Source organism: Thermoactinomyces sp. CICC 10522 (assembly GCF_016055075.1).
Classification (GTDB): domain Bacteria; phylum Bacillota; class Bacilli; order Thermoactinomycetales; family Thermoactinomycetaceae; genus Thermoactinomyces_A; species Thermoactinomyces_A daqus.
On the sequence record NZ_JAECVY010000009.1, the window covers coordinates 1 to 21,316 of the forward strand.

The window sequence follows — 21,316 nt, forward strand, 5'->3', positions numbered from 1 at the left end:
TCCCAGGGGTGAACCCCAAGTACCATCGGCGCTGGAGGGCTTAACTTCCGTGTTCGGGATGGGAACGGGTGGATCCCCTCCGCTATCATCACCAGACAAGTAGTATATTATCATGGTTTTATATTCATTTCAAGAGGTTTTTCCAAAAAAATTCCCGGCAAAAAGTGAACAGCCGACAGAGCGATCGGCTGCATTTTTCGCCTATTTTACAAAGTAACCGACAACAAGGGCCATCACCATGAACACGATCGCGAAGACAGTGGTCAGTCTGATCAGCAACGCATCAAAACCACGCGCTTTCGCTTTGCCCATCAAGTGTTCGGCACCCCCGGCAATGGCTCCGGACAAACCCGCACTTTTGCTCGATTGCAGCAAAATCACAATGATCAGTGCGACGCAAAAAATTGCAAGGATTATTTTAGATGCAATTTCCACGATTAAACCTCCTTGCCCAGCTATTCACTGAATAGACTGTATCATATTGAACTGAGGTTTTCAACAAAGAAAAAGGGATCCCCGCCCGTGTTTGCGGAAAGATCCCCTTTTTTCATAAATTAGCCGCGCAGATTATAGAAAGCGCTGCGTCCCGGATATTGAGCCGTAAACCCGAGCTGATCCTCGATGCGCATCAGCTGGTTGTATTTGGCTACGCGGTCCGTCCGGGAAGGAGCCCCGGTTTTGATTTGACCGGCACCTGTCGCAACTGCGATGTCGGCAATGGTGGTATCCTCCGATTCACCGGAGCGGTGGGAGATGACGGCAGTGTAGCCGGCACGTTTGGCCATTTCGATCGCATCAAACGTTTCGGTCAGGGTTCCGATTTGGTTTACCTTGATGAGAATCGAGTTGCCGACTCCTTTTTCAATTCCGGAAGCAAGGCGTTCAGTGTTGGTGACAAAGAGGTCGTCACCGACGAGCTGCACTTTGTTTCCGAGGCGCTCGGTCAGTTGTTTCCAACCTTCCCAGTCATCTTCAGCCAAACCGTCTTCAATGGAGATGATCGGGTATTTTTGGATCAATTCTTCATAGAAGGCGATCATTTCTTCAGAAGTACGGGTAATGCCTTCACCCGCAAAGTGGTATTTGCCGTCTTTAAAGATCTCCGTGGAAGCAACATCAAGCGCGAGCATAACGTCTTTTCCCGGTTGGTAACCGGCGCGTTCAATCGCGGTTACGATGGTGGCGAGGGCTTCTTCATTGGAATTCAAATTGGGAGCAAATCCGCCTTCGTCACCAACACCCGTCGCATAACCCTTTTCTTTGAGTACAGCTTTGAGGTTGTGAAAGATCTCCGAACCCATGCGGACCGCATCACGGATGTTTTCCGCGCCGACCGGCATGATCATGAATTCCTGGATATCGACGTTATTGTCGGCATGCGCCCCACCGTTCAAAATGTTCATCATCGGAACCGGGAGCACTTTGGAATTAAATCCGCCAAGGTAGGTGTACAACGGCAAGTCCAGAGCTTCAGCCGCAGCGCGGGCAACAGCCATCGAAACGCCCAAAATTGCATTGGCACCGAGGTTAGCTTTGTTCGGCGTACCATCCAGCTCGATCAACGCTTTGTCGATCGCGACCTGATCGAGTGCATCCATGCCGATCAACTGCGGAGCGATTACTTCATTCACATTGCGCACCGCATTTAACACGCCTTTGCCGAGATAGCGGCTTTTGTCCCCATCGCGCAGCTCAATCGCTTCGTGCGCACCGGTGGAAGCACCGGAAGGAACGATCGCGCGTCCCACTGCACCGGATTCGAGAATAACTTCAACTTCAACGGTCGGATTCCCGCGGGAATCCAATACTTCACGGCCATATACTTCAATAATCGTGGTCATGGTTCATTCCCTCTCTTTTTCTGTTATTTGGAGATAATCATGCTTTTCCCTGTCATTTCGTTCGGTTGTTCAATTCCAAGGAGATCGAGCATGGTCGGGGAAACATCGGCCAGGATGCCTTTTTCCCGGAGTTTAACCCCTTTTTTCGTCACAATGAACGGAACGGGGAAAGTCGTGTGAGCCGTATGCGGGCGGCCGTTTTCATCAATCACCATATCGGCATTGCCGTGGTCGGCGATAATGACGGCAACACCGCCTTTTTCCAGCACGAGATCGACCACTTTGCCAAGGCACTCATCCACTGCCTCAACCGCACGCACAGTCGGTTCCAGTTTTCCGGAATGGCCAACCATATCCGGGTTGGCGAAGTTCAGGATAATGGCATCGTGTTTCTCTGCCGCAATTTCCTTCAACAACGCATCGGTAACTTCATAGGCGCTCATTTCCGGTTTCAGATCATAGGTGGCCACTTTGGGAGAATTGATCAAAATCCGGTCTTCACCCGGAAACGGCTCTTCACGCCCGCCGCTGAAGAAAAAGGTCACATGCGGATATTTTTCCGTTTCGGCGATGCGCAGCTGTTTCAGATTGCTGTTTGCCACCACTTCCCCAAAAGTGTTTTTCAGGTCGGTGGACTTATAGGCAACATGCCCCTGAACCGCCACGCTGTATTCCGTCAAGCAGACAAAATAGAGGTCTTCCGGTCTGGACGGACCGCGGTCAAATTCCTCAAAATCATCGTTGGCAAAGGCAAGTGAAAGCTGGATCGCGCGGTCAGGACGGAAGTTAAAGAAGATGATCGAGTCATGGTCTTGAACGCGGCCAACCGCTTCCCCCTTGTCGTCAACCATCACGGCCGGCACCACAAACTCGTCAAAAACCTCTTCTTCGTAAGATTTTTTGATCGCTTCTACCGGATCGCGGAAATCAGGGCCTTCGCCGTAAACCATCGCGCGGTATGATTTGCCTGTGCGATCCCAGCGTTTATCCCGATCCATGGCATAATAGCGGCCATGCACGGAGGCAATTTGGCCCACACCGGTTTCTTTCATTTTTTCTTGCAATTGTTCAATGTACTTCACCGCGCTGTCGGGAGCAACGTCGCGGCCATCGAGAAAAGCGTGAACGTAGACATTTTTCACATTTTCCTTCGCCGCCAGCTCCAACAGGGCAAACAAATGGTCAATGTGACTGTGCACACCGCCGTCGGAAACAAGTCCGCAGAGGTGCAACGCACTTTGATTTTCCTTTACGTGTTTGATCGCTGCCAGGAATGTTTCATTTTTAAAGAAACTCCGGTCTTCGATCGATTTGCTCACGCGCGTCAGATCCTGGTAAACGATTCGTCCGGCGCCAATATTGAGGTGTCCCACTTCGGAGTTGCCCATTTGCCCTTCCGGCAAACCGACCGCGTTTCCACTCGCCTCCAGCGTGGCATGCGGAAACTCATTCCAATAGCGGTCGAAATTCGGTTTACGGGCCTGAGCCACCGCATTCCCCTCTTTATTTTCACGCAGGCCGAAACCATCAAGGATACACAAAAGCACGGGTTTTGGACGTTTCATCATTTTCACCTGCCACTACTTCGCTGCTTGTACCAATTGAATGAACGAACCGGCGTTCAGGCTGGCTCCTCCCACCAACGCGCCGTCAATGTTGGGCTGCTTGATAAAGGAATCGATATTTTCCGGTTTTACGCTTCCGCCATACTGGATGCGGACTTCATTGGCCACTTGTTGGTCAAACTGGTCGGCAACCGTTTTGCGGATAAAGCTGCATACTTCCTCGGCATCTTCCGCGGTGGACGCTTTTCCGGTGCCGATGGCCCAAACGGGTTCATAAGCGATAATCGTCTTTTTCATCTCATCGGAAGACAGCCCGGCGGACGCCGCTTTCACCTGCTTGCGAACCACTTCCTTCGTCTGGTCGTTTTCACGCTCTTCCAGCGTTTCGCCGACACAGACGATCGGGATGAGACCGCCGTTTAACGCCGCTTTTACCTTTTTATTCACGCTCTCATCCGTTTCCGCGAAATAGGCCCGACGCTCAGAATGGCCGATGATCACATAAGTGACCCCCGCCGCTTTCAACATCGGGACGCTCACTTCGCCCGTAAAAGCGCCTTGCTGCTCAAAATGAACATTTTGTGCTCCGACGCCGATCCCGGTCCCGGTGAGTTCTTCAACCAGAGCGGGCAAGGCCAGGAACGGAGCACAGATGACAGCCTCTACCTCTCCCGGAAGATCGGCCTGTTTCAGTTCAGCCGCAAAAGAGACTGCTTCCTCCGCTGTTTTGTGCATTTTCCAGTTTCCTGCGATCACGGGTTTACGCATCTCAGGCTTCCCCCTATTCTTTATCTTGAAGTGCCGCAACCCCCGGCAGTTCTTTTCCTTCCAGGAACTCCAGCGAAGCACCGCCGCCGGTGGAGATATGATCAACTTGATCGGCCAGGCCTGCTTTTTCGATGGCCGCCGCAGAATCCCCGCCGCCGATGATCGTATGAGCGTTTGATTCGGCCAGCGCTTTGGCCACTGCATTGGTTCCCGCGGCAAACTGGTCAAATTCAAATACACCCATCGGCCCGTTCCAGATCACCAGTTTTGAAGCCTTCACCACATCGGCAAACAGTTCCCGGGTTTTCGGACCGATATCGACAGCTTCCATGTCGGCCGGAATCTGGTCGATATCCACAATTTTAACGGTCTTCGGATTGGGGCCGAATTCGTCGACAACAACCACATCAACGGGCATGTAAAAACGAACGCCGTTGCGCTCCGCTTTTTTTATCATCTCTTTGGCCAGTTCCACTTTATTTTCTTCAAAGAGCGATTTTCCGATCTCATACCCCTTGGCGTAGGCAAAAGTATAAGATAAACCGCCGCCGATGATCAGGTTATCCACTTTATCGAGCAGATTTTCGATCACGCCGATTTTGTCCTTCACTTTTGCCCCGCCGACGATCGCCGTAAAGGGACGCTCCGGATTGGTCAAGGCACGGCTTAATGTTTCAATCTCTTTTTGCAGCAGGAAACCGGCGACCGCAGGGAGATAAGCGGCAATTCCCGCAGTGGAAGCATGTGCCCGGTGAGCGGCGCCAAATGCGTCATTCACATAGAGATCGGCCAAACGGGCAAATCCTTTTGCCAACTCAGGATCATTTTTCTCTTCTCCAGGATAAAAGCGGACATTTTCCAGCAGAAGCACATCTCCGTCTTTCATCTCGTTTACCCGGGCTTCAACGGCAGGCCCAACGGCTTCATCCACTTTAAGTACAGACTGACCCAGATATTTGGACAAGGCTTCGGCGACCGCGTTCAAACGCAGTTCCTCAACCACTTTTCCTTTAGGCCGGCCCAAATGGCTGGCCAAAATCACTTTGGCCCCGTGTTCAATTAAGTATTGGATCGTGGGCAGTGCCGCGCGAATCCGGGTATCGTCGGTGATTTTCCCTTCTTCCATGGGCACGTTGAAATCGACGCGGCAAAAGACGCGCTTGCCGCGAACGTCAACATCGCGCACAGATTTTTTATTCATGGGGCTTCCCTCCTTATGCTGAGAAAGAGGAGAGCAGCTCTCCTCTTCCCGATCTTCCAAACCGTTCATTAGTATAACATATTTGCAATTAGTATAACTTCATCCGATTATTTAATTTATGGATCAAAGTCCTTTACCGGCTATATAAGCGGCTAGATCAACAACACGGTTGGAATAGCCCCATTCGTTATCATACCAGGAAACGACTTTTACCATATTGCCTTCCATCACCATCGTGGACAAGGCATCGATGGTCGAGGAGTGGGAATTTCCGTTATAGTCGATGGATACGAGCGGCTCTTCAGAGTAAGCCAGAATACCTTTGAGTTCGCCTTCAGCAGCTTCACGGAGTGCACCGTTTACTTCTTCAACGGTGACTTCTTTGCTCAGTTCAGCCACCAAGTCCACAACGGATACGTTTTTGGTCGGAACGCGCATGGCCATTCCGTTTAATTTCCCTTTCAGTTCCGGCAATACGAGGGAAACCGCTTTGGCGGCACCGGTCGTTGTCGGAATGATCGATTCACCAGCAGCCCGGGCTCGGCGCAAATCTTTGTGCGGCAGGTCAAGAATTTGCTGGTCATTGGTATAGGCGTGAACGGTGGTCATCAAACCGCGCACAATCCCGAATTTTTCGTGCAATACTTTGGCAAACGGCGCAAGGCAGTTGGTGGTGCAGGAAGCGTTGGAAATCACTTGATGGCTGGCAGGATCATATTTTTCCTCGTTTACACCCATCACGATGGTAATGTCCTCACCTTTGGCCGGAGCGGAGATGATCACTTTTTTTGCTCCTCCAACCAGGTGTTTGGCTGCATCTTCACGGTTCGTAAAACGGCCGGTCGATTCAACAACGATCTCTGCGCCTTCTTCGGCCCATTTGATTTGTGCAGGGTCGCGTTCAGCCGTTACTTTTACTTCCCGGCCATTCACGCTGAAGCCATTTTCCGTAACCTTTACTTCTGCGTCCAATTTTCCGTGCACGGAATCATATTTCAAAAGATGAGCCAACGTTTTGGAGTCGGTCAAATCGTTTACGGCTACAACTTCCAATTCGGGATGGTTCAGCATAGCACGGAACACATTTCGACCGATACGGCCAAATCCGTTGATACCCACTTTTACTTTTGCCATTATCTCTTCCTCCTTAATGTCTTATCCGTAGTATCCACAGTTAAGGGTGGGATTCATTCTCACATGGCAATCGCATTTTGCAGAATTGCCCGTGCTGCTCCTTCATCTGTGATCAAGGTGTCCTGGGAAATGTGGGAGCAGATCGCGACAATCGCTTCCGCTTTGCTGGAACCTCCGGCCACGGCCACAGCTTTTTCCACCTGATCGAGTTCCTCCAGCTTCAGGCCCAGCGTTTTGATGCGATGAACGATCTCTCCGTCGCGGTTGAAGTAATAACCAAATGACTCGCCTACCGCTTTCGTCTCCTCCAGTTTTTTCAGGATTCCGGGATCCGATTTGCGCCGGAGCGCCATGGTTTTGGCATCGCCGATCCCGTAAATGACGATACGAGCCTTTTTCAGAGAGCTCAGTACCTCCTGAATGTGCGGTTCGCGGATCAAGGTTTGGTATACCTCGTCGCTTACCTGATCGGGCACATGCATCATACGGTATTTGCCACCCGTCCGTTTTGCCATCAGGGATGCGATGTAGTTCGCTTCCAGTTCCACCGCTTCCCCAACACCGCCGCGGGCAGGAACAAAAGTGGTCATTTTGAAGGCGGGAGTCGGCAACATCATTTCAGCCACCGCCAGCATGGTGCTTCCCCCGGAGACAGCGACAATCTGTTCTGGTTCCGCCTGCTCCTTCAGGTAACGGGCACCCGCTCTCCCGATCTCCTTCTTGGTCCAATCGGAGTCATCCGCATCGCCGGGAACGATGATGACTTCCTTCACACCCAGAAATGCCTTTAACTCCGCCTCCAATTGGTTCAGGCCAAACAGTTCCTTCATGAGCGGTTCCATGTCGGCGAGCAGCTCACTTCCCTTTTCCGTCAGTTTCATTCCGGTCGAATCGACAGAGAGCAGCCCTTGTGCCCGCAAAAAATCAGCTTCTCCGCGCAGCACTCTTTCCGTCATCTTCAAGGCAGCCGTCAAACTCCGCCGGCCGACCGGTTGCATCAACTGAACATGCCTGAGAATTTCATACCGTTTATGCATGACCTGAAGCAGATCCGGCAACAATTGCTTCTGAAGGTTTAAGATTTTATCCATTTCATCCCCCACCACAAGGGACTTCATACGTCCCGCGTAGGACAAAATCGTCCCGACCCGTTCAAAAAAAATCCCCGTTTCGGGATCAACTTCATTTTATCGCAAAGGTGTTTTTCTTGACAAGCCGTCTTTCCATTTTTATTGAAAATTCAAAGAAAACGCTTACGCCGGGCCGAGGAGACAATCCCCATTTCATCCCGGTATTTGGCGACCGTTCGCCGTGAAATCCGAATTCCTTCTCCGCAGAGCAGATCAGCAATTTTTTGGTCTGATAAAGGATCTTTTTTATCTTCCCCCGAAATGAACTGTTTTATTTTTTTCTTCACTGTCTCCTGTGACAGGTTCTCTCCCGATTTCGTTGCCAGACCGGAAGGGAAAAAATAGCGAAACGGAAACAGTCCTTTTGGCGTTTGCATATATTTGTGCTGGGTGGCCCGGCTCACCGTCGATTCGTGCAGACCGACTTCTTCAGCAATGGTTTTCAGTGTGAGCGGTTTTAAATAATCCACGCCTTTTTCAAAAAACTCCTTTTGCCTGGTCACAATCGCTTCGGCAACCCGAAAGACGGTATCCCGGCGCTGCTCGATGCCCTTGATGAGCCACAGAGCGGACTGCAGCCAATTTTTCAGATACTGCTCCACTTCTTCGCCGATCTGTCCTCTGCTGCGGATCAGCTGCTGGTAGTAATGGTTTACCGTCAGCTGAGGCGTATCGCTCTCATTCATCACGACAACGTATTCATCATTCACTTTCTCTACATAAACATCCGGATATACGTATTGGGTGGGTGCGCCGGTATCATATCCCCTTCCCGGGCGGGGATTGCACTTTTTAATCTCATCAACAGCCGCTTGCAGTTCTTCCATCCCTGCTCCGAGAGCCTGTTCCATCTTGCGCCATTTGCCATCCGCAACATCTTCGAGATGGTGACGGGCAATCTCAATCGCCAGTGGATTGGGATGATCCATCCTTTTCAATTGAATTTCCAGACACTCTGACAGCGAACGCGCCCCGACACCGGCCGGTTCCATCGCCTGGATGACCTCCAGACACTCTTCAAACCGCTTTTCACTTATATGAAAGCGCTTACAGACATGGACGGCATCCACGTCAAGATAACCTCTTTCATCCAAATTATAAATAAGATAATGACAAATTTTCCGTTTTGCCGGCGTCAGATCAAACTCGAACAGCTGTGCCTCCAGCTCTTCAGCAAGCGTTCCGCTCCCTGCTGCATAAGGTTCAAAGACGGATTCCTTTTGCTCTTGCCGATAGCCTCCCCTGCGGCGGGAAACCGGCATCTCCTGAAGGTAATTCAGCCATTTATCCAAATTCAGGCGTTCCGCTTCCAGATCCGGCAACTCCAGCACCGGGTTTTCCGTCATCTGTTCAATGATGTACTGCCATAAATCGCTTGCGGAGAATTGCAATATTTGAATGGCCTGACGCAATTCCGGCGTCATCACCATCTTCATCCTTTGCTCCTGATAAAGACCATAACCCATCTGTATAGCCATTCTTTTCACCTCCGCCCCTTCTGTTGATCGCTCCCGGATTATGGATGACGAAAAACGGTTTCCAATAATATTATAATCGGGTCAGCCGCACCAAACCGCAGCATTGGAATACATGCCTCTCTCTTTTTATCAACATGTAAACTTCCTTTTTCTTCACTTAATCAATTATATTTTAACATAAGAAAGCCTGGTACTTTTTACTCTTTTTTGCCAGTACAAAGACCTGAAATTCAATTAAAAAAATCCTTGCCCCGGTTCATTCACTGTGTTATAATGACTTTCGTCAGCTTAATATTTCATTATGCGCCTATAGCTCAGGGGATAGAGCGCTGGTCTCCGGAACCAGGTGCCCAGGTTCGAATCCTGGTAGGCGCGCCAAAATACTGAAAACCACCACTTCCTTTGCTTTGGAAATGGTGGTTTTTTGTCGTCCGTGCTCCGGTCTAAGAAGAAACTGTCTGAAACCCCGCTGAGATGGCACGCTTTGTAAACTCATTAAGAGGTCCATGCGGCACATCATCCTTTACGGAAACCCACTGATAATCGGAATGATCTTCACTCAGCCGGATCAGAGACGGGTCACTCAGGAGCCGGACCAGAAAGACGATCTCAACCAGGTGCTGATTCGTGTATTCGGAAACGTAAGAAAAGATCTGATAGGGCCGGACAATCTCCACATCCATATTCACTTCTTCGCGAAACTCCCGTTTCAACGCCTCCTCCGGATCTTCGCCGAAATCCACCTTTCCTCCGGGCAATTCATAGAAACCGGGCATGGTCAATTCCGTCAAAGACCGCTGAATGAGGAGCGTTTTTCCCTGATGATAAAGAAAGCCCCGGCAAATGATTTTTTGCTCCATTTCAACCTCCTGCAACCTCATTGCGCAAGCCCGCCTCTTTTTCAATCGGGCTGCCTTTTTCCGGATGAATGCGATTTAAGGAAAATGTTGTCATGCCGGACCATCAACGCCGAAATGCTTTCCGCGAAACAGGGCAGGAACGCCGCCCTTCCTGCGCCGCTCCCCATCTTTAGGGCGTTGACAATCGTTACGTCAACCGATTTACACATCCATTTTAGCAAATCTTCCCACCCGGTTTAAGCAACTCTGCAAAAGGTTTATCCTTTCCCGCTAAAGGTAAAGATACAGAGGCAGTCTTTTTCAAACAGGATTGATTTGACCTTTTTTGACCTTTAGGGTATGATAATAACAGGAACTGTTGTTGAAGTCAGCTACTCGGATAGAGAGAAAGGAGGGGGAGGGTGCCGTTGAAAACTTTTTCAGGCACCCGCAACCATGAACTTGATTCCGATGGTCGTTGAACAGACAAACCGAGGAGAACGTTCATACGACATCTATTCCCGCCTGCTGAAAGACCGGATTATCTTGCTGGGCAGCCCGGTCACAGATGAAGTGGCCAATACCATTGTGGCACAGCTTTTGTTTTTGGCTGCAGAAGACCCGGAAAAAGACATTCATCTCTATATTAATTCCCCGGGCGGCTCGATCACGGCGGGGATGGCGATTTTCGATACCATGCAGTTCGTCAAACCGGATGTTTCCACGATTTGTATCGGGATGGCCGCTTCGATGGGAGCATTTCTGCTCGCTGCCGGAGCCAAGGGCAAACGCTTTGCTCTTCCCAACAGCGAAGTGATGATTCACCAGCCGCTCGGCGGTGCCCAAGGTCAGGCGTCCGACATTGAAATCCGGGCCAAACGCATTTTGCGCACGCGTGAGCATCTCAACAAACTGCTGTCTGAATTTACCGGCCAACCGCTGGAAAAAATCGAACAAGATACAGACCGTGACTACTTCATGAGCGCGCAAGAGGCCCTGAACTACGGCTTGATTGACAAAGTGCTGACCAGCACGAAAAAGAAATAACTCTCTCCAGGAGACACGGGTTCCAGGTCTGATCGCCGGAACCCGTTTTTACTATGTAAACCGGTATATTCCGCGGATGTCCATTGCAGGGGCAGGTCGCGGTGTCCCCTGCTTGACCAACGGCCAAATGCCAATGATTGTTAAAAAGGAATATCACCCTGTTATAAAAAGAAGGAATTTTTCAAAATCTAGAGATGAAAGCTCCCCACCCATTGACCTGGCAACGGATCGGACAATGGGATTTGGAGCCATGAACCATGGAATTTCCGGTTGCTCGGTTTTCCCGCGGTCCGGTCACTGCGGTATCCGCCCTTTCCGATCGGTGCTTCTCCTATTCCTGATGCAGCCATTCATCCGGTTTGATGATTTTGATATGCACCGGATTGATCGGGGCTGCCGAACGTAAGCGTTTTTGAATGAGATCGACGAGATCATGATAGCGCGAGCGCGGAAAATCCCCTTCAGGAACAATGTACATCATGATTTTCTCGCCGTTATACTCCATCCTTACATCCCGCACACCCGGAACACTGAGCGCCACTTGTTTCATTTTGCTTTCCGGGTAGCCCATATGGGTGTAAGAATGGGAATCTTTGTCCAATCCCGTTTGGTCTTCTGTTTTTTCAAATCGTTGGCAAGCGGTGAAAAAGCAGGCCAGAAACAGCGACAACCCGAACAGAAAAATGCGTTTCATCTCAGGCACACCTCCGTGCCATTATTGTTAATCCGGCCCGGCAAATTATACATGAAAATGAAAAAGCCGAAGCGTTTTTCGCTTCAGCCCGCTTATCTCAGAACCGACTTGCCCGGTCCGTAATCATCCGACTTCAACAGCAACTCTGTCATCACCAAACTCCACATTAAGACGAGTTCAAAAACCGAGCCAATCGCCGGGTTATCCACCGCACAGGCAAAACCGACACCCACAACTGCGATAACAATCCCTGCGAGCAAAACGGGCCAGCGCAACCGCCGCCACAAGAAAAAAGCTGCAACCACCAGCGGCAGAAGCGCCAGGATGGTGGAGTACGGAAAATAATTTTTCGAGGGAAAATACTGGATCACCCCATGGATTCTGACCGGCTCCAAGTTAATCCATAATATATTGGTAAAAATCCCGAGCACTGTCAACAAAAACGTATACAAATGTGTAAAGACCTGAACAATTAAATATTCCGACCATTCGACCTGAATCCGGCGCAAAATATCCAGGGAGACAAAAACAAGAGTGGGCGTTAACAAGACATCGAACAAATAGCGAAACAAGCTGAGCATCTCCAGCAAATCCCCTTCACCGAAAAGGTTGCCCACCGACAGTACCGCATGATCGTAAATGAACGTCAAAATCAGGAATAAAATCCAGGATGTTCCCCAAAACGAGGATTCACGAAAAAAACGAAAACTCCACACAAACAACACGAGATACAAAATCGTAATCAAAGGGTAAAGGAACGTATCCATTTTTTCCTCCAAACGGAATGCTCATCAGTTTCCCTGTTCCATACCTTTTCTTTTATCTTATAAAATAATCGGGATCAAGTTCCGCCTAAATTGTGACACGTTTGATACGATTTTCCGCCCTGAAGAAGACAGCGGCGGACCAACCCCATCTTTTTTTGCATGGGGATGCCGCCGCCTGATGCACTACATTATTCCGGTTTGCTTACGATCTCCGCCAATTTATTCACAGCTGCTTCTTCATCCGAGCCATCTGCCACAATGGTAATCTCCGCACCCCGGGACACGGCCAGACTCATAATGCCCATAATGCTTTTGGCATTCACTTTTTTCGTTCCTTTTACAACAAAAATTTCGGAAGTAAATTTGTTTGCTTCCTGCACAAACAACGCTGCCGGGCGCGCGTGTAATCCTGTTTCCAATTCAACGATGACTTTTTTTTCTACCATAGAAATCCTCCTAACCTAACCATTTGACGATTGCCGCAATTTCCGGGCCATCTCGTCCAATTTGCGCAAGCGGTGATTAATGGCAGATTTGCTCACTTTTCCGCTCGGCAGTACCTGCCCCAACTCCGCCAAATTCATTTCCGGGTATTTCAGCCTGGTTTCCGCCACCTCTCTCAAGCGGGCGGGCAGCTGATCCAAGCCGATCTCCCGATCGATCAGATGAATATTTTCGATTTGGCGCATGGCTGCCTGGATCGTTTTATTCAGGTTCGCCGTTTCACAATTGACCAGACGATTGACGGAGTTACGCATATCTTTCATAATACGCGCATCTTCAAATTTCAGCAGGGAAGGATGAGCCCCGATAATATTCAAAAATTCCCCGATTTTATCTCCTTCTTTAATGTACACCACAAACCCTTTTTTACGCTCAATGATTTTCGCATGCAAATGAAATTCATTCATCAGTTTGCACAATGCTTCGCTATGATCATCATAAGTCGAGACAATTTCCAGATGATAGGAAGCACTGTCCGGATTATTCACCGATCCTGCGGCCAAAAAAGCCCCGCGCAAGTATGCCCGTTTGCAACAAGGCTTTTGCAGGATCGCGGGCGAAATCCCCTCTGTCTGCTCCCATGTCCCCCGTTTAAAAATGCCCAGGTTGTATAATACTTCTCCTGCCTGCCGGGATAAGCGGATCATGTAAACATTGTTCTTTTTCAAGCGCACTTTTCGGCGCACCAGCACCTCCGGCTGGATCTGATAAAGGGTTTTTATCAACGAAAAAATATATCGGGCCGTTGAGGGATTCTCAGTCGTAATATCCAGCATAAATGCCTTTTTCTGCAGCTGCACCGCTCCGTTCATTCGCACCAACGCGGACAGAATGGCCCGTTTGCAGCAAGGTTTTGCGTCAAGTTGGGTCAACTCTTTTTTTATGTTTGAGGTAAACGACATTTGGCATCCCCTTCTTTACCCGCTATGCCGTTTCTGCATGCGCTCGTCAATCAGCCTTTCGATATGGCTGCTGATCCGCTCAGCATCGTGACGCACAACAGAACGATATAGCAACAGGTTATCCGCGATCACGCGGCAACCCATCTCCTGAATCCGGTCAATATCAGGAAGAACCATCTTTTGCCCTTTTTCCGCGTATTTTTCCTGAATGGTAGGGGGCGGAACCTCGTTATTGATGATGGCGACATCAAACAACGGCTTTTCCACATGATCATAAATCGCTTTGATATGATCACTCGCCGTAAAATGATCGGTCTCTCCGGGCTGGGTCATCACATTGCAAACGAAAATCCGGCAGGCGTTGGCAGCGTAAATCGTCTCGCTCATCCCCTTGACCAGCAAATTGGGCAAAATGCTGGTATAAAGGCTGCCCGGACCGATTACGATCGCGTCTGCTTCCTGGATCGCCCGAATCGCCTCTTCCAGCGGCCTCGGTTCCGGGGGATTGAGAAAAACGCGTTTAATTCTTTTCCCGGTTTGCGGGATTTGCGATTCGCCTTTAATGATGGAGCCGTCGGTCATTTCAGCCATCAGGACAACATCTTGCTCGCTGGCCGGAAGCACCCGTCCGCGGACAGCCAAAACGCGGCTCATCTCTTGAACGGCGTGGGTGAAATCACCCGTAATCTCTTTCATCGCTGCGATCATCAAATTCCCGAGCGTATGCCCGGCCAAGCCTTCCCCGCTGGTAAAACGATACTGGAGTACCCGCTCCAACAGCGGTTCGGTATCCGCCAGAGCAATCAGCACATTGCGAATATCCCCGGGCGGCGGCATTTGCAAATCATTGCGCAACCGGCCTGAACTGCCGCCGTCATCAGCAACGGTCACAATCGCCGTAATCTCGATCGGCAATTTTTTCAATCCGCGCAGGATGACGGACAATCCTGTCCCGCCACCAATGCAGACAATCCGCGGTTTCCTGTCCCGGTTTTCTTTCAATCTTTTTTTCGTTGCCAATGTTATCCGCCTTTCCTGATGTCTCGATGTGCCACACGACAACGTTCATAATCCTTGAATTCGCCATAAAGGTACTCAGCAATCGCCACCGATCGGTGCTTGCCGCCCGTGCAGCCGATCCCGATCACAAGTTGCGCTTTTCCCTCACGGACATACTGCGGAATCAAGAACCGCAACATGTCAACCAATTTATCGAGGAACTGTTTCGTTTCCGCCCATTTCATCACATATTCAGCGACATCCTGATCTTTGCCTGTTTGCGGACGAAGCGAGTCAACATAGTGCGGGTTGGGCAGAAAACGAACATCGAAGACCAAATCAGCATCGATCGGAATCCCGTGTTTAAAGCCAAACGATTGAAACGTAACCGCCATCCCGGCATCATCCCGCCGGGCAAACAACGTGGCTATTTTCTCTTTCAGCTGGGCAGGTTTCATCATGCCCGTATCAATGATATGGTTAGCCCGTCCTTTAATCTCCTCAAGCAATTTGCGCTCTTGCATGATCCCGTCAAGGGGAGTCCCATCAGGAGAAAGCGGATGCCTGCGTCTGGTTTCCTTATACCGGCGCACCAGGGTCTGGTCATCAGCATCCAGATACAGAATCTGATAGTGAATGTCATGCCGTTTCTCCAATTGATCAAGCGATTCAAAAAGAGAAGCAAAAAATTCCTGGCCCCTCAAGTCGATGACCAGGGCGACTTTGCGATATTTGCCATTGGACTCCTCAAGCAGTTCGGCAAACTTGGGAAGCAGGATGGGCGGAAGGTTATCGACACAAAAAAATCCATGGTCTTCAAGGCTTTGCATCGCAACTGTTTTTCCAGCTCCGGACATTCCAGTGATGACGACTAATGTGAGTTCTTTTGCTTTTTCCATGCCATCACCTCGAATCCATTTTTTATATTATACCTTATTTGCGCCCGCGTGCTAAAAGTCCGGCCGCTCCGATGAATCCGGCCCGGTTCCCCAGCTTCGCCAGAACAATCTCGACCCCCTGTTTCACGTTGTCCTGCGCCTCTTTTTCATATGCTTCCCTGAGCGGGTTTAAGAGCACATCGCCCGCTTTTGCAACTCCTCCGCCGATGATAAAGCGGGACGGATTAAGCACCAGGGATAAAACGGCCAAAGTGCGGGCCAGCGCATCGATCGCCTTCGCCACGATTTCGGAAGCCACCGGATCGCCTTTCGCACAGGCGGAGAAGATTTCACGCGCGGAAAGGGACTCTGCCGTTAAAACCGTTTCCCTTCCCTGATCGATCGCTTCCCGGGCCATGCGTACCAGCGCAGTGGCGGAAGCAACCGTTTCCAGGCAACCGATTTGCCCGCAGTTGCACCGAACCCCCTCACGATCCACCTGAATGTGGCCCACTTCACCGGCAAAACCGTTCATGCCATGAAGCAGATGCCCTTCCGCAATCACCCCTCCGCCGACTCCGGTTCCCAGGGTAATGCAGACGAGATCGTCCACGCCTTTACCGGCGCCCTGCCATGCTTCTCCCAATGCCGCAACATTGGCATCATTGTCGATGGAGACCGGAACTTGCCAGGCCTGTTCCAGTTTCTCCTTAATCGGCACATTTCGCCAACCGAGATTTGTTAAATATTTCACAACCCCGTTTGGAATATCCAAAAATCCGGGCAGCCCGACACCGACACCGCCGATTTGATTCCAAGAGATCCCTGCACCATCCGCCAGTTGCTTCGCGTCCTCCACCATGCGCGCAATCACGCCGTCCGGGCCATCCTCTTTCTGCGTCAGATGTTCCGCCTCTGCCAAAACTTCTCCGGATTCCGACATCAGGCCCATTTTCATGCTGGTACCGCCTACATCAATCCCGATATAATATTTTCTCATAGCTGCACCTCAACCTTTGATGTCTCCGTTTTCATTTCTGAAACTAAGCATATCATGCGCATCAGACGCATACAATGCCTAAGAACAGATTCCTGTCCTTTCGGTACATCCCGGAGGGGGGAAGGCATGCCCCCAAGCTCTGACATTTGATGGCTCTTCCACAAAAAAGAAAGGACTGCCGGCTTCGATCAGCCAGCAGCCCGCCCCTTCACCCGATCAAGGCTTATTCTTTCGTTTCGCTGTATTCCTCCAAGAAAGCTTCAATCTGCTCTTTTGTCTTCGCGTAACGACTCGGCAGGCGTCCCACTTCTTTCCCGTCTTTAAATACGATAAAAGTGGGAATTCCTTTTACATTATATTCTTCGGCGATCGTGCGCGATTCATCGACATCCAGCTCGCCAAATTCAAATTGGCTGGCAAACTTGGCAGCGATGCCGGGCATGTCGGGAGCCACCCGTTTGCAATCGACACACCAGTCGGCGCTGAACTCGACAACCTTATTTCCTGTATTGATAAACGAATCAAAACGATCTTTATCCAGTTTTTTCATCAGGACGTTTGCCTCCTTTTAGGAAAAACACTTTTTCGCCATCGGTTCCAAGATTTTCGCATGGCGGGAAACCGTCGACAGCGAAACCTGATATTTTTCCGCCACTTCTTTTTGCGTCAGGGCAAAGCCATGGTATTTGGCCGCCAGGTATTCAAGAGCGGCCGCCCACCCCTCCACTTTGCGCACAGTAGTCACCTGCTCGGGAGAGTGGGTCATCCATGCTGCCCACAAGCGCTCAATCGCCTCTTGCAACTGGCGGGAGCGCCCGGGTATGTTCTCCAGACAGCAATGGAGCACTTCCTGCCATTTCCCCCGCTCGGCCGGCTCCTTTTCATTCTTGCGCCCCGAAGTGGCTGCCTCGATCTGGCGCAGGAGAAATAAAGCCACTTCCCGCAGATCTTGGTCTTCATCCTGTTCAATAAACGATTTCAACAAACTTCTGACCTCGTCATCCGCAATCCAGCCGAGCAGACGCAATACATGCAATTTGGTCTCACGGTCTCCTCGGCCGAGCGCCCAGAAAAAAGAGGAGCGGATCAGCGGATTTGTTTTGATCTGCTGCAATAACTCGCTGCTGTCATTGCCGGATTCAAAGCGCAGGAACTGCTCTTCAAACGGCAGCTGATAGTGATAGTACACCTTTGGAATCTCTTCCATTTGCAGCCACTCATCCATATGCTCCAGGTAGAAAACAGGAACCTCGGACTCAGAATGAATGGCCGCCGCTTTTTTCCAGAAATACCGGGCGCGCTCATAACGGCCGGAGTTCCATGCCGCCACGGCCGCATAGTGATAAAGGCTCGGTTCATGCACTCCATCCAGCTTGATTAGGCGCACGAACAGCTCGTAAGCGACGTGATGTTCGCCCAAAATCCCGAGTGTGGTCGCCAATTTGTAAGTATGTTCCTGATGAAACGGGACCAGTTTTTTGAGCATCTCAATAATGCCCTCGTTTTTTTCCGTCTCGCCGGTATGATGGCTGAGAACAGCCAGATTGCACAGGGCATGCAAATTGTTGGGATCGATTTTAAGTACCTGTTCAATCAGGTTCATCGCTTCCTGCAATTCCCCTGTATAGTAGTAGGCCAAAGCCAGATTGTTGCGGGCCGCCAGAAATTCCGGATGCTCCTCGATGATTTCCCGCAAGAGCCTGATCGCTTGCAGAAAGCGCCCTTCCTCCAAGTAGGCCCTTGCTTCTTCATGCTTCATCATGTACGGAGGGAGCCCGGCCGGAACCACTTCTTTCGGCGGACGTCCCATCTCTTCGGCCAACATGTACAGCATATCTTCCGCTTCTTCCGCATACTCTCCGCTTGGATCCATGGTCAAATATTCGAGCAGGTAATCTTCGGCCAGCTCCAAGTCTCCCATATTGGCCGCATTATTCGCCATGTAAAAGAGACATTCGTACAATCCCGGATCAACTTCATCCAACACTTTCCCCAGTACTTCGTTTGACTCCTCGAAGCGCCCCAATTCCGACAAGATCCCCGCCAGATTGCAGTAGTTGACAGGATTGTCAGGCTCGAGTTCCATTGCCAGACGAAAATATTTCACCGCTTTATCATATCGGTGGCGGTCAAGCGAGCGAACGGCGCGTTCAAAGAAAAATCCCGCATCCATCCGCAAACGAACAATTTTTTCATTTTTATTATTTATGCCAACCTGAGTCTTTTTCATCTTGAGTCCCCCTCACCCAGCAACACGTTTCCGAGCTGTGGTGCGGTCCGTTTTAATGATGAACTTCTCTTTCGCTTAAAAACTTTGAGATACTATTTTATCCATATTATAACCTAAGTAAATGGGGAATGGGAAAAAGCAAAATGAAAAAAAGATCGCCAATCCTGACGATCTCTTGAACAAAGTGGCATCTGATTCAGTTCTCCCCGTGTGATTTGCCGTTTTTCACATTGCGTTCTTCCAGTTCACGCAAAACCTCGTCCAACGGCAGTTTTTGCTCCCGGAGCAGGACGAGCAGATGATAAAGCAAGTCCGCCGTTTCATGGCGCAACTCATCCGCCGAGCGGTTTTTGGCGGCGATGATCACTTCGGCCGACTCTTCTCCCACCTTTTTCAATATTTTATCCAGCCCTTTTGTAAACAGGTAAGTGGTGTAGGAACCTTCCGGGCGCTCAGCCTCGCGGCGGGCCACGACCGATTCCAACCAGTTGATCACGGAGAAGCGGTCAGGTGCAGCCGTAACTGCCTTGTCAAAACAGCTGTAGGTTCCCCGATGGCAAGCGGGCCCCATGGGAATAACTTGCACCAGAATCGCATCGCCGTCGCAATCATAATGGATAGCCGTAACCTTCTGCACATTCCCGGACGTTTCCCCTTTATGCCAAAGTTTTCTGCGGGAACGGCTGTATAACCATGTTTCTTCTTTGCTGATCGTGAGAGAAAGCGCTTCTTGATTCATATAGGCTAGGGTGAGCACTTCTTTGCTGACTGCATCCTGGATAATCGCCGGAACAAGGCCGTTTTCATCAAATTTTACTTTTGCGGGGTCAAAGGTGACATTCAACGCACTTCCACTCCTTTAGCTCGCAGGTGCTCTTTCACGCTGGCAATCGAAACTTCTCCAAAATGAAAAATAGAGGCAGCCAATGCGGCTGAGGCAGCAGTTTGCTCAAATACTTCGGCAAAATGCTGCTCATTTCCGGCACCGCCCGAAGCGATGACGGGAATGTTTATTTCCCGGGAAATTTCCCGGGTCAGCGGCAGATCAAAGCCGTTTTTCTGACCGTCCTGATCCATGCTGGTGAGCAAAATCTCGCCCGCTCCCCGATCCACCGCCTCTTTTGCCCAGTCCAAAGCCCGTTTGCCGGTGTGGTTTCGCCCTCCGTGCGTATAGACAAACCAATCCCCGGCATCCGGATCGTATTTGGCATCGATCGCCACCACGATACACTGGCTGCCAAATCTCCTTGCTCCTTCTTCAATCAGTTCGGGATTTAAGATTGCCGAGGTATTGATGGAAACCTTATCCGCACCTGCGCGCAGAATCTCAAACATGTCCTCCACACTCCCGATCCCGCCGCCGACGGTGAAAGGAATGCTCAGCTCCCCTGCCGCCCTTCTCACAACATCGCGCATCGTCTTACGCCCTTCATGGGAAGCTGAAATATCGAGAAAAACCAGCTCATCGGCCCGCTGGCGATCATATTCGGCCGCAAGCTCCACCGGATCGCCGGCATCGCGCAGGTTGACGAAGGAAACACCTTTCACCACGCGCCCGTCTTTTACGTCCAGACAAGGGATAATTCGTTTGGTAATCATTGATTCCTCACCCCGGCCACTTCACGCATCGCCTCCCCGAGCCTGATCGCGCCGGTGTACAGCGCTTTTCCGATGATCGCCCCTTGAACTCCTTCCCTTTCTGCCTTTGCCAATTCCTTCAAATCGTCAATTGATTTGACTCCACCCGAAGCGATCACCTGTTTTTTACACGCGCGGGCCAAATCGCGGACCGCTTGCACATTGGCACCTGACAGCGTGCCATCACGGGAAATATCGGTAAAAACAAACGTTTCCGCCCCCAACTGCACCATCTCCGCAGCCAGCTCCTCAGCGGACACTTCCGAAGTATCCAACCAGCCGTGGGTGGCCACTTTGCCATTGCGGGCATCAATGCCGATCGCAATCCGGCGGCCATGTGATTTCAGCGCCTCTTTCACAAAAGCCGGGTCATCCAGAGCAGCCGAGCCGATGACCACACGGCTCACCCCCGCTTCGAGCAAGCGTTCCAGGCGCTTGTGATCGCGCACTCCGCCTCCCACTTGAACGGGAACTTCAACCAACCGGGTTAATTCTTCAATCAATCGGTAGTTGGCCGATTCTCCGGAACGGGCCGCATCCAGATCGACCACATGCAGCCACTCCGCTCCCTGCCTGATCCAGGTTTGCGCCACCTGCAGCGGATCTTCCCCGTACACCGTTTCCCTGTCGTAATCTCCTTGTGTCAGCCGCACGCATCTGCCACCGCGAATATCAATGGCAGGGTATAATTGAAAGTTCAT

Annotated in this window: 22 protein-coding genes, 1 tRNA gene and 1 rRNA gene; 2 read left to right on the forward strand and 22 right to left on the reverse strand. The window is 50.6% G+C overall.

Translation table 11 applies throughout. The annotated features are described in order from the left end of the window. The 9 genes from rrf to rpoN all read right to left on the reverse strand — a co-directional run. A 5S ribosomal RNA gene (gene rrf / locus I8U18_RS12395) occupies positions 1 to 96 on the reverse strand; the annotation flags it as partial. A 105-nt stretch (positions 97 to 201) separates the two neighbouring features. Continuing rightward, positions 202 to 435 (reverse strand): preprotein translocase subunit SecG, encoded by a 234-nt coding sequence (secG, locus tag I8U18_RS12400; RefSeq protein WP_033099851.1) that lies wholly within the window; start codon positions 433 to 435, stop codon positions 202 to 204. Positions 436 to 554: 119 nt separating this feature from the next. Continuing rightward, the gene (gene eno, locus I8U18_RS12405; protein WP_198055959.1) at positions 555 to 1,841 is read right to left on the reverse strand and encodes a phosphopyruvate hydratase; all 1,287 of its coding nucleotides are present in this window, start codon (positions 1,839 to 1,841) and stop codon (positions 555 to 557) included. 23 nt (positions 1,842 to 1,864) lie between these two features. Next, positions 1,865 to 3,406 (reverse strand): 2,3-bisphosphoglycerate-independent phosphoglycerate mutase, encoded by a 1,542-nt coding sequence (gpmI, locus tag I8U18_RS12410; RefSeq protein ID WP_033099849.1) that lies wholly within the window; start codon positions 3,404 to 3,406, stop codon positions 1,865 to 1,867. 15 nt (positions 3,407 to 3,421) lie between these two features. Continuing rightward, positions 3,422 to 4,174 carry a triose-phosphate isomerase gene (gene tpiA / locus I8U18_RS12415; protein WP_198055957.1) on the reverse strand — a complete coding sequence of 251 codons (753 nt, stop codon included), beginning with the start codon at positions 4,172 to 4,174 and terminating at the stop codon, positions 3,422 to 3,424. Positions 4,175 to 4,187: 13 nt separating this feature from the next. Further along, entirely contained in the window at positions 4,188 to 5,375 is a 1,188-nt protein-coding gene (locus tag I8U18_RS12420) for a phosphoglycerate kinase (protein ID WP_033099847.1), read from the reverse strand. 123 nt (positions 5,376 to 5,498) lie between these two features. Further along, a complete protein-coding gene (gene gap / locus I8U18_RS12425; RefSeq protein WP_033099846.1) occupies positions 5,499 to 6,509 on the reverse strand; it encodes a type I glyceraldehyde-3-phosphate dehydrogenase in 1,011 nt (336 codons plus the stop codon). 59 nt (positions 6,510 to 6,568) lie between these two features. After that, the gene (locus I8U18_RS12430) at positions 6,569 to 7,600 is read right to left on the reverse strand and encodes a sugar-binding transcriptional regulator (protein WP_033099882.1); all 1,032 of its coding nucleotides are present in this window, start codon (positions 7,598 to 7,600) and stop codon (positions 6,569 to 6,571) included. A 149-nt stretch (positions 7,601 to 7,749) separates the two neighbouring features. Further along, a complete protein-coding gene (rpoN, locus tag I8U18_RS12435; RefSeq protein WP_198064797.1) occupies positions 7,750 to 9,117 on the reverse strand; it encodes an RNA polymerase factor sigma-54 in 1,368 nt (455 codons plus the stop codon). Between the two features lie 303 nt (positions 9,118 to 9,420). Between rpoN and I8U18_RS12440 the strand changes: the two genes are divergently transcribed. Then, positions 9,421 to 9,495 (forward strand) — tRNA-Arg (locus tag I8U18_RS12440). A gap of 65 nt (positions 9,496 to 9,560) precedes the next feature. On the opposite strand, the gene I8U18_RS12445 is transcribed toward I8U18_RS12440, so the two are convergent. After that, entirely contained in the window at positions 9,561 to 9,977 is a 417-nt protein-coding gene (locus I8U18_RS12445) for an NUDIX hydrolase (RefSeq protein ID WP_198064798.1), read from the reverse strand. A 435-nt stretch (positions 9,978 to 10,412) separates the two neighbouring features. Between I8U18_RS12445 and clpP the strand changes: the two genes are divergently transcribed. Beyond that, the gene (gene clpP, locus I8U18_RS12450) at positions 10,413 to 11,003 is read left to right on the forward strand and encodes an ATP-dependent Clp endopeptidase proteolytic subunit ClpP (protein ID WP_033099844.1); all 591 of its coding nucleotides are present in this window, start codon (positions 10,413 to 10,415) and stop codon (positions 11,001 to 11,003) included. Between the two features lie 331 nt (positions 11,004 to 11,334). Here the strand turns inward: clpP and I8U18_RS12455 are convergent, their stop codons facing one another. The 12 genes from I8U18_RS12455 to hisA form a co-directional block, all read right to left on the reverse strand. Next, complete coding sequence (locus tag I8U18_RS12455; RefSeq protein WP_033099843.1) at positions 11,335 to 11,697, reverse strand: cation diffusion facilitator family transporter; 363 nt, start codon at positions 11,695 to 11,697, stop codon at positions 11,335 to 11,337. Positions 11,698 to 11,789: 92 nt separating this feature from the next. Continuing rightward, positions 11,790 to 12,464, reverse strand: a complete 675-nt coding sequence (locus I8U18_RS12460; RefSeq protein WP_033099842.1) for a hypothetical protein — start codon at positions 12,462 to 12,464, stop codon at positions 11,790 to 11,792. A gap of 188 nt (positions 12,465 to 12,652) precedes the next feature. Further along, the gene (locus I8U18_RS12465; protein WP_033099841.1) at positions 12,653 to 12,910 is read right to left on the reverse strand and encodes an HPr family phosphocarrier protein; all 258 of its coding nucleotides are present in this window, start codon (positions 12,908 to 12,910) and stop codon (positions 12,653 to 12,655) included. 15 nt (positions 12,911 to 12,925) lie between these two features. Next, on the reverse strand, positions 12,926 to 13,870 hold the full coding sequence (gene whiA, locus I8U18_RS12470) for a DNA-binding protein WhiA (protein WP_033099840.1): 945 nt from the start codon (positions 13,868 to 13,870) through the stop codon (positions 12,926 to 12,928). Positions 13,871 to 13,885: 15 nt separating this feature from the next. Beyond that, the gene (locus I8U18_RS12475; RefSeq protein WP_033099880.1) at positions 13,886 to 14,872 is read right to left on the reverse strand and encodes a gluconeogenesis factor YvcK family protein; all 987 of its coding nucleotides are present in this window, start codon (positions 14,870 to 14,872) and stop codon (positions 13,886 to 13,888) included. A gap of 20 nt (positions 14,873 to 14,892) precedes the next feature. Continuing rightward, entirely contained in the window at positions 14,893 to 15,768 is an 876-nt protein-coding gene (gene rapZ, locus I8U18_RS12480; protein WP_033099839.1) for an RNase adapter RapZ, read from the reverse strand. A 34-nt stretch (positions 15,769 to 15,802) separates the two neighbouring features. Continuing rightward, positions 15,803 to 16,747, reverse strand: coding sequence for an ROK family glucokinase (locus I8U18_RS12485; protein ID WP_033099838.1), 945 nt, complete (start codon positions 16,745 to 16,747; stop codon positions 15,803 to 15,805). A gap of 223 nt (positions 16,748 to 16,970) precedes the next feature. After that, complete coding sequence (locus I8U18_RS12490) at positions 16,971 to 17,297, reverse strand: thioredoxin family protein (RefSeq protein ID WP_033099837.1); 327 nt, start codon at positions 17,295 to 17,297, stop codon at positions 16,971 to 16,973. Between the two features lie 18 nt (positions 17,298 to 17,315). Then, positions 17,316 to 18,977: a tetratricopeptide repeat protein gene (locus tag I8U18_RS12495; RefSeq protein WP_052153983.1), complete on the reverse strand. Its 1,662-nt coding sequence runs from the start codon at positions 18,975 to 18,977 to the stop codon at positions 17,316 to 17,318. Between the two features lie 196 nt (positions 18,978 to 19,173). Further along, a complete protein-coding gene (gene hisIE, locus I8U18_RS12500) occupies positions 19,174 to 19,821 on the reverse strand; it encodes a bifunctional phosphoribosyl-AMP cyclohydrolase/phosphoribosyl-ATP diphosphatase HisIE (protein WP_198055956.1) in 648 nt (215 codons plus the stop codon). After that, on the reverse strand, positions 19,818 to 20,576 hold the full coding sequence (gene hisF / locus I8U18_RS12505; protein WP_033099835.1) for an imidazole glycerol phosphate synthase subunit HisF: 759 nt from the start codon (positions 20,574 to 20,576) through the stop codon (positions 19,818 to 19,820). The genes hisIE and hisF overlap by 4 nt, the downstream gene beginning before the upstream one ends. Continuing rightward, complete coding sequence (gene hisA, locus I8U18_RS12510; protein ID WP_033099834.1) at positions 20,573 to 21,316, reverse strand: 1-(5-phosphoribosyl)-5-[(5-phosphoribosylamino)methylideneamino]imidazole-4-carboxamide isomerase; 744 nt, start codon at positions 21,314 to 21,316, stop codon at positions 20,573 to 20,575. Before hisA ends, hisF begins: the two co-directional genes overlap by 4 nt.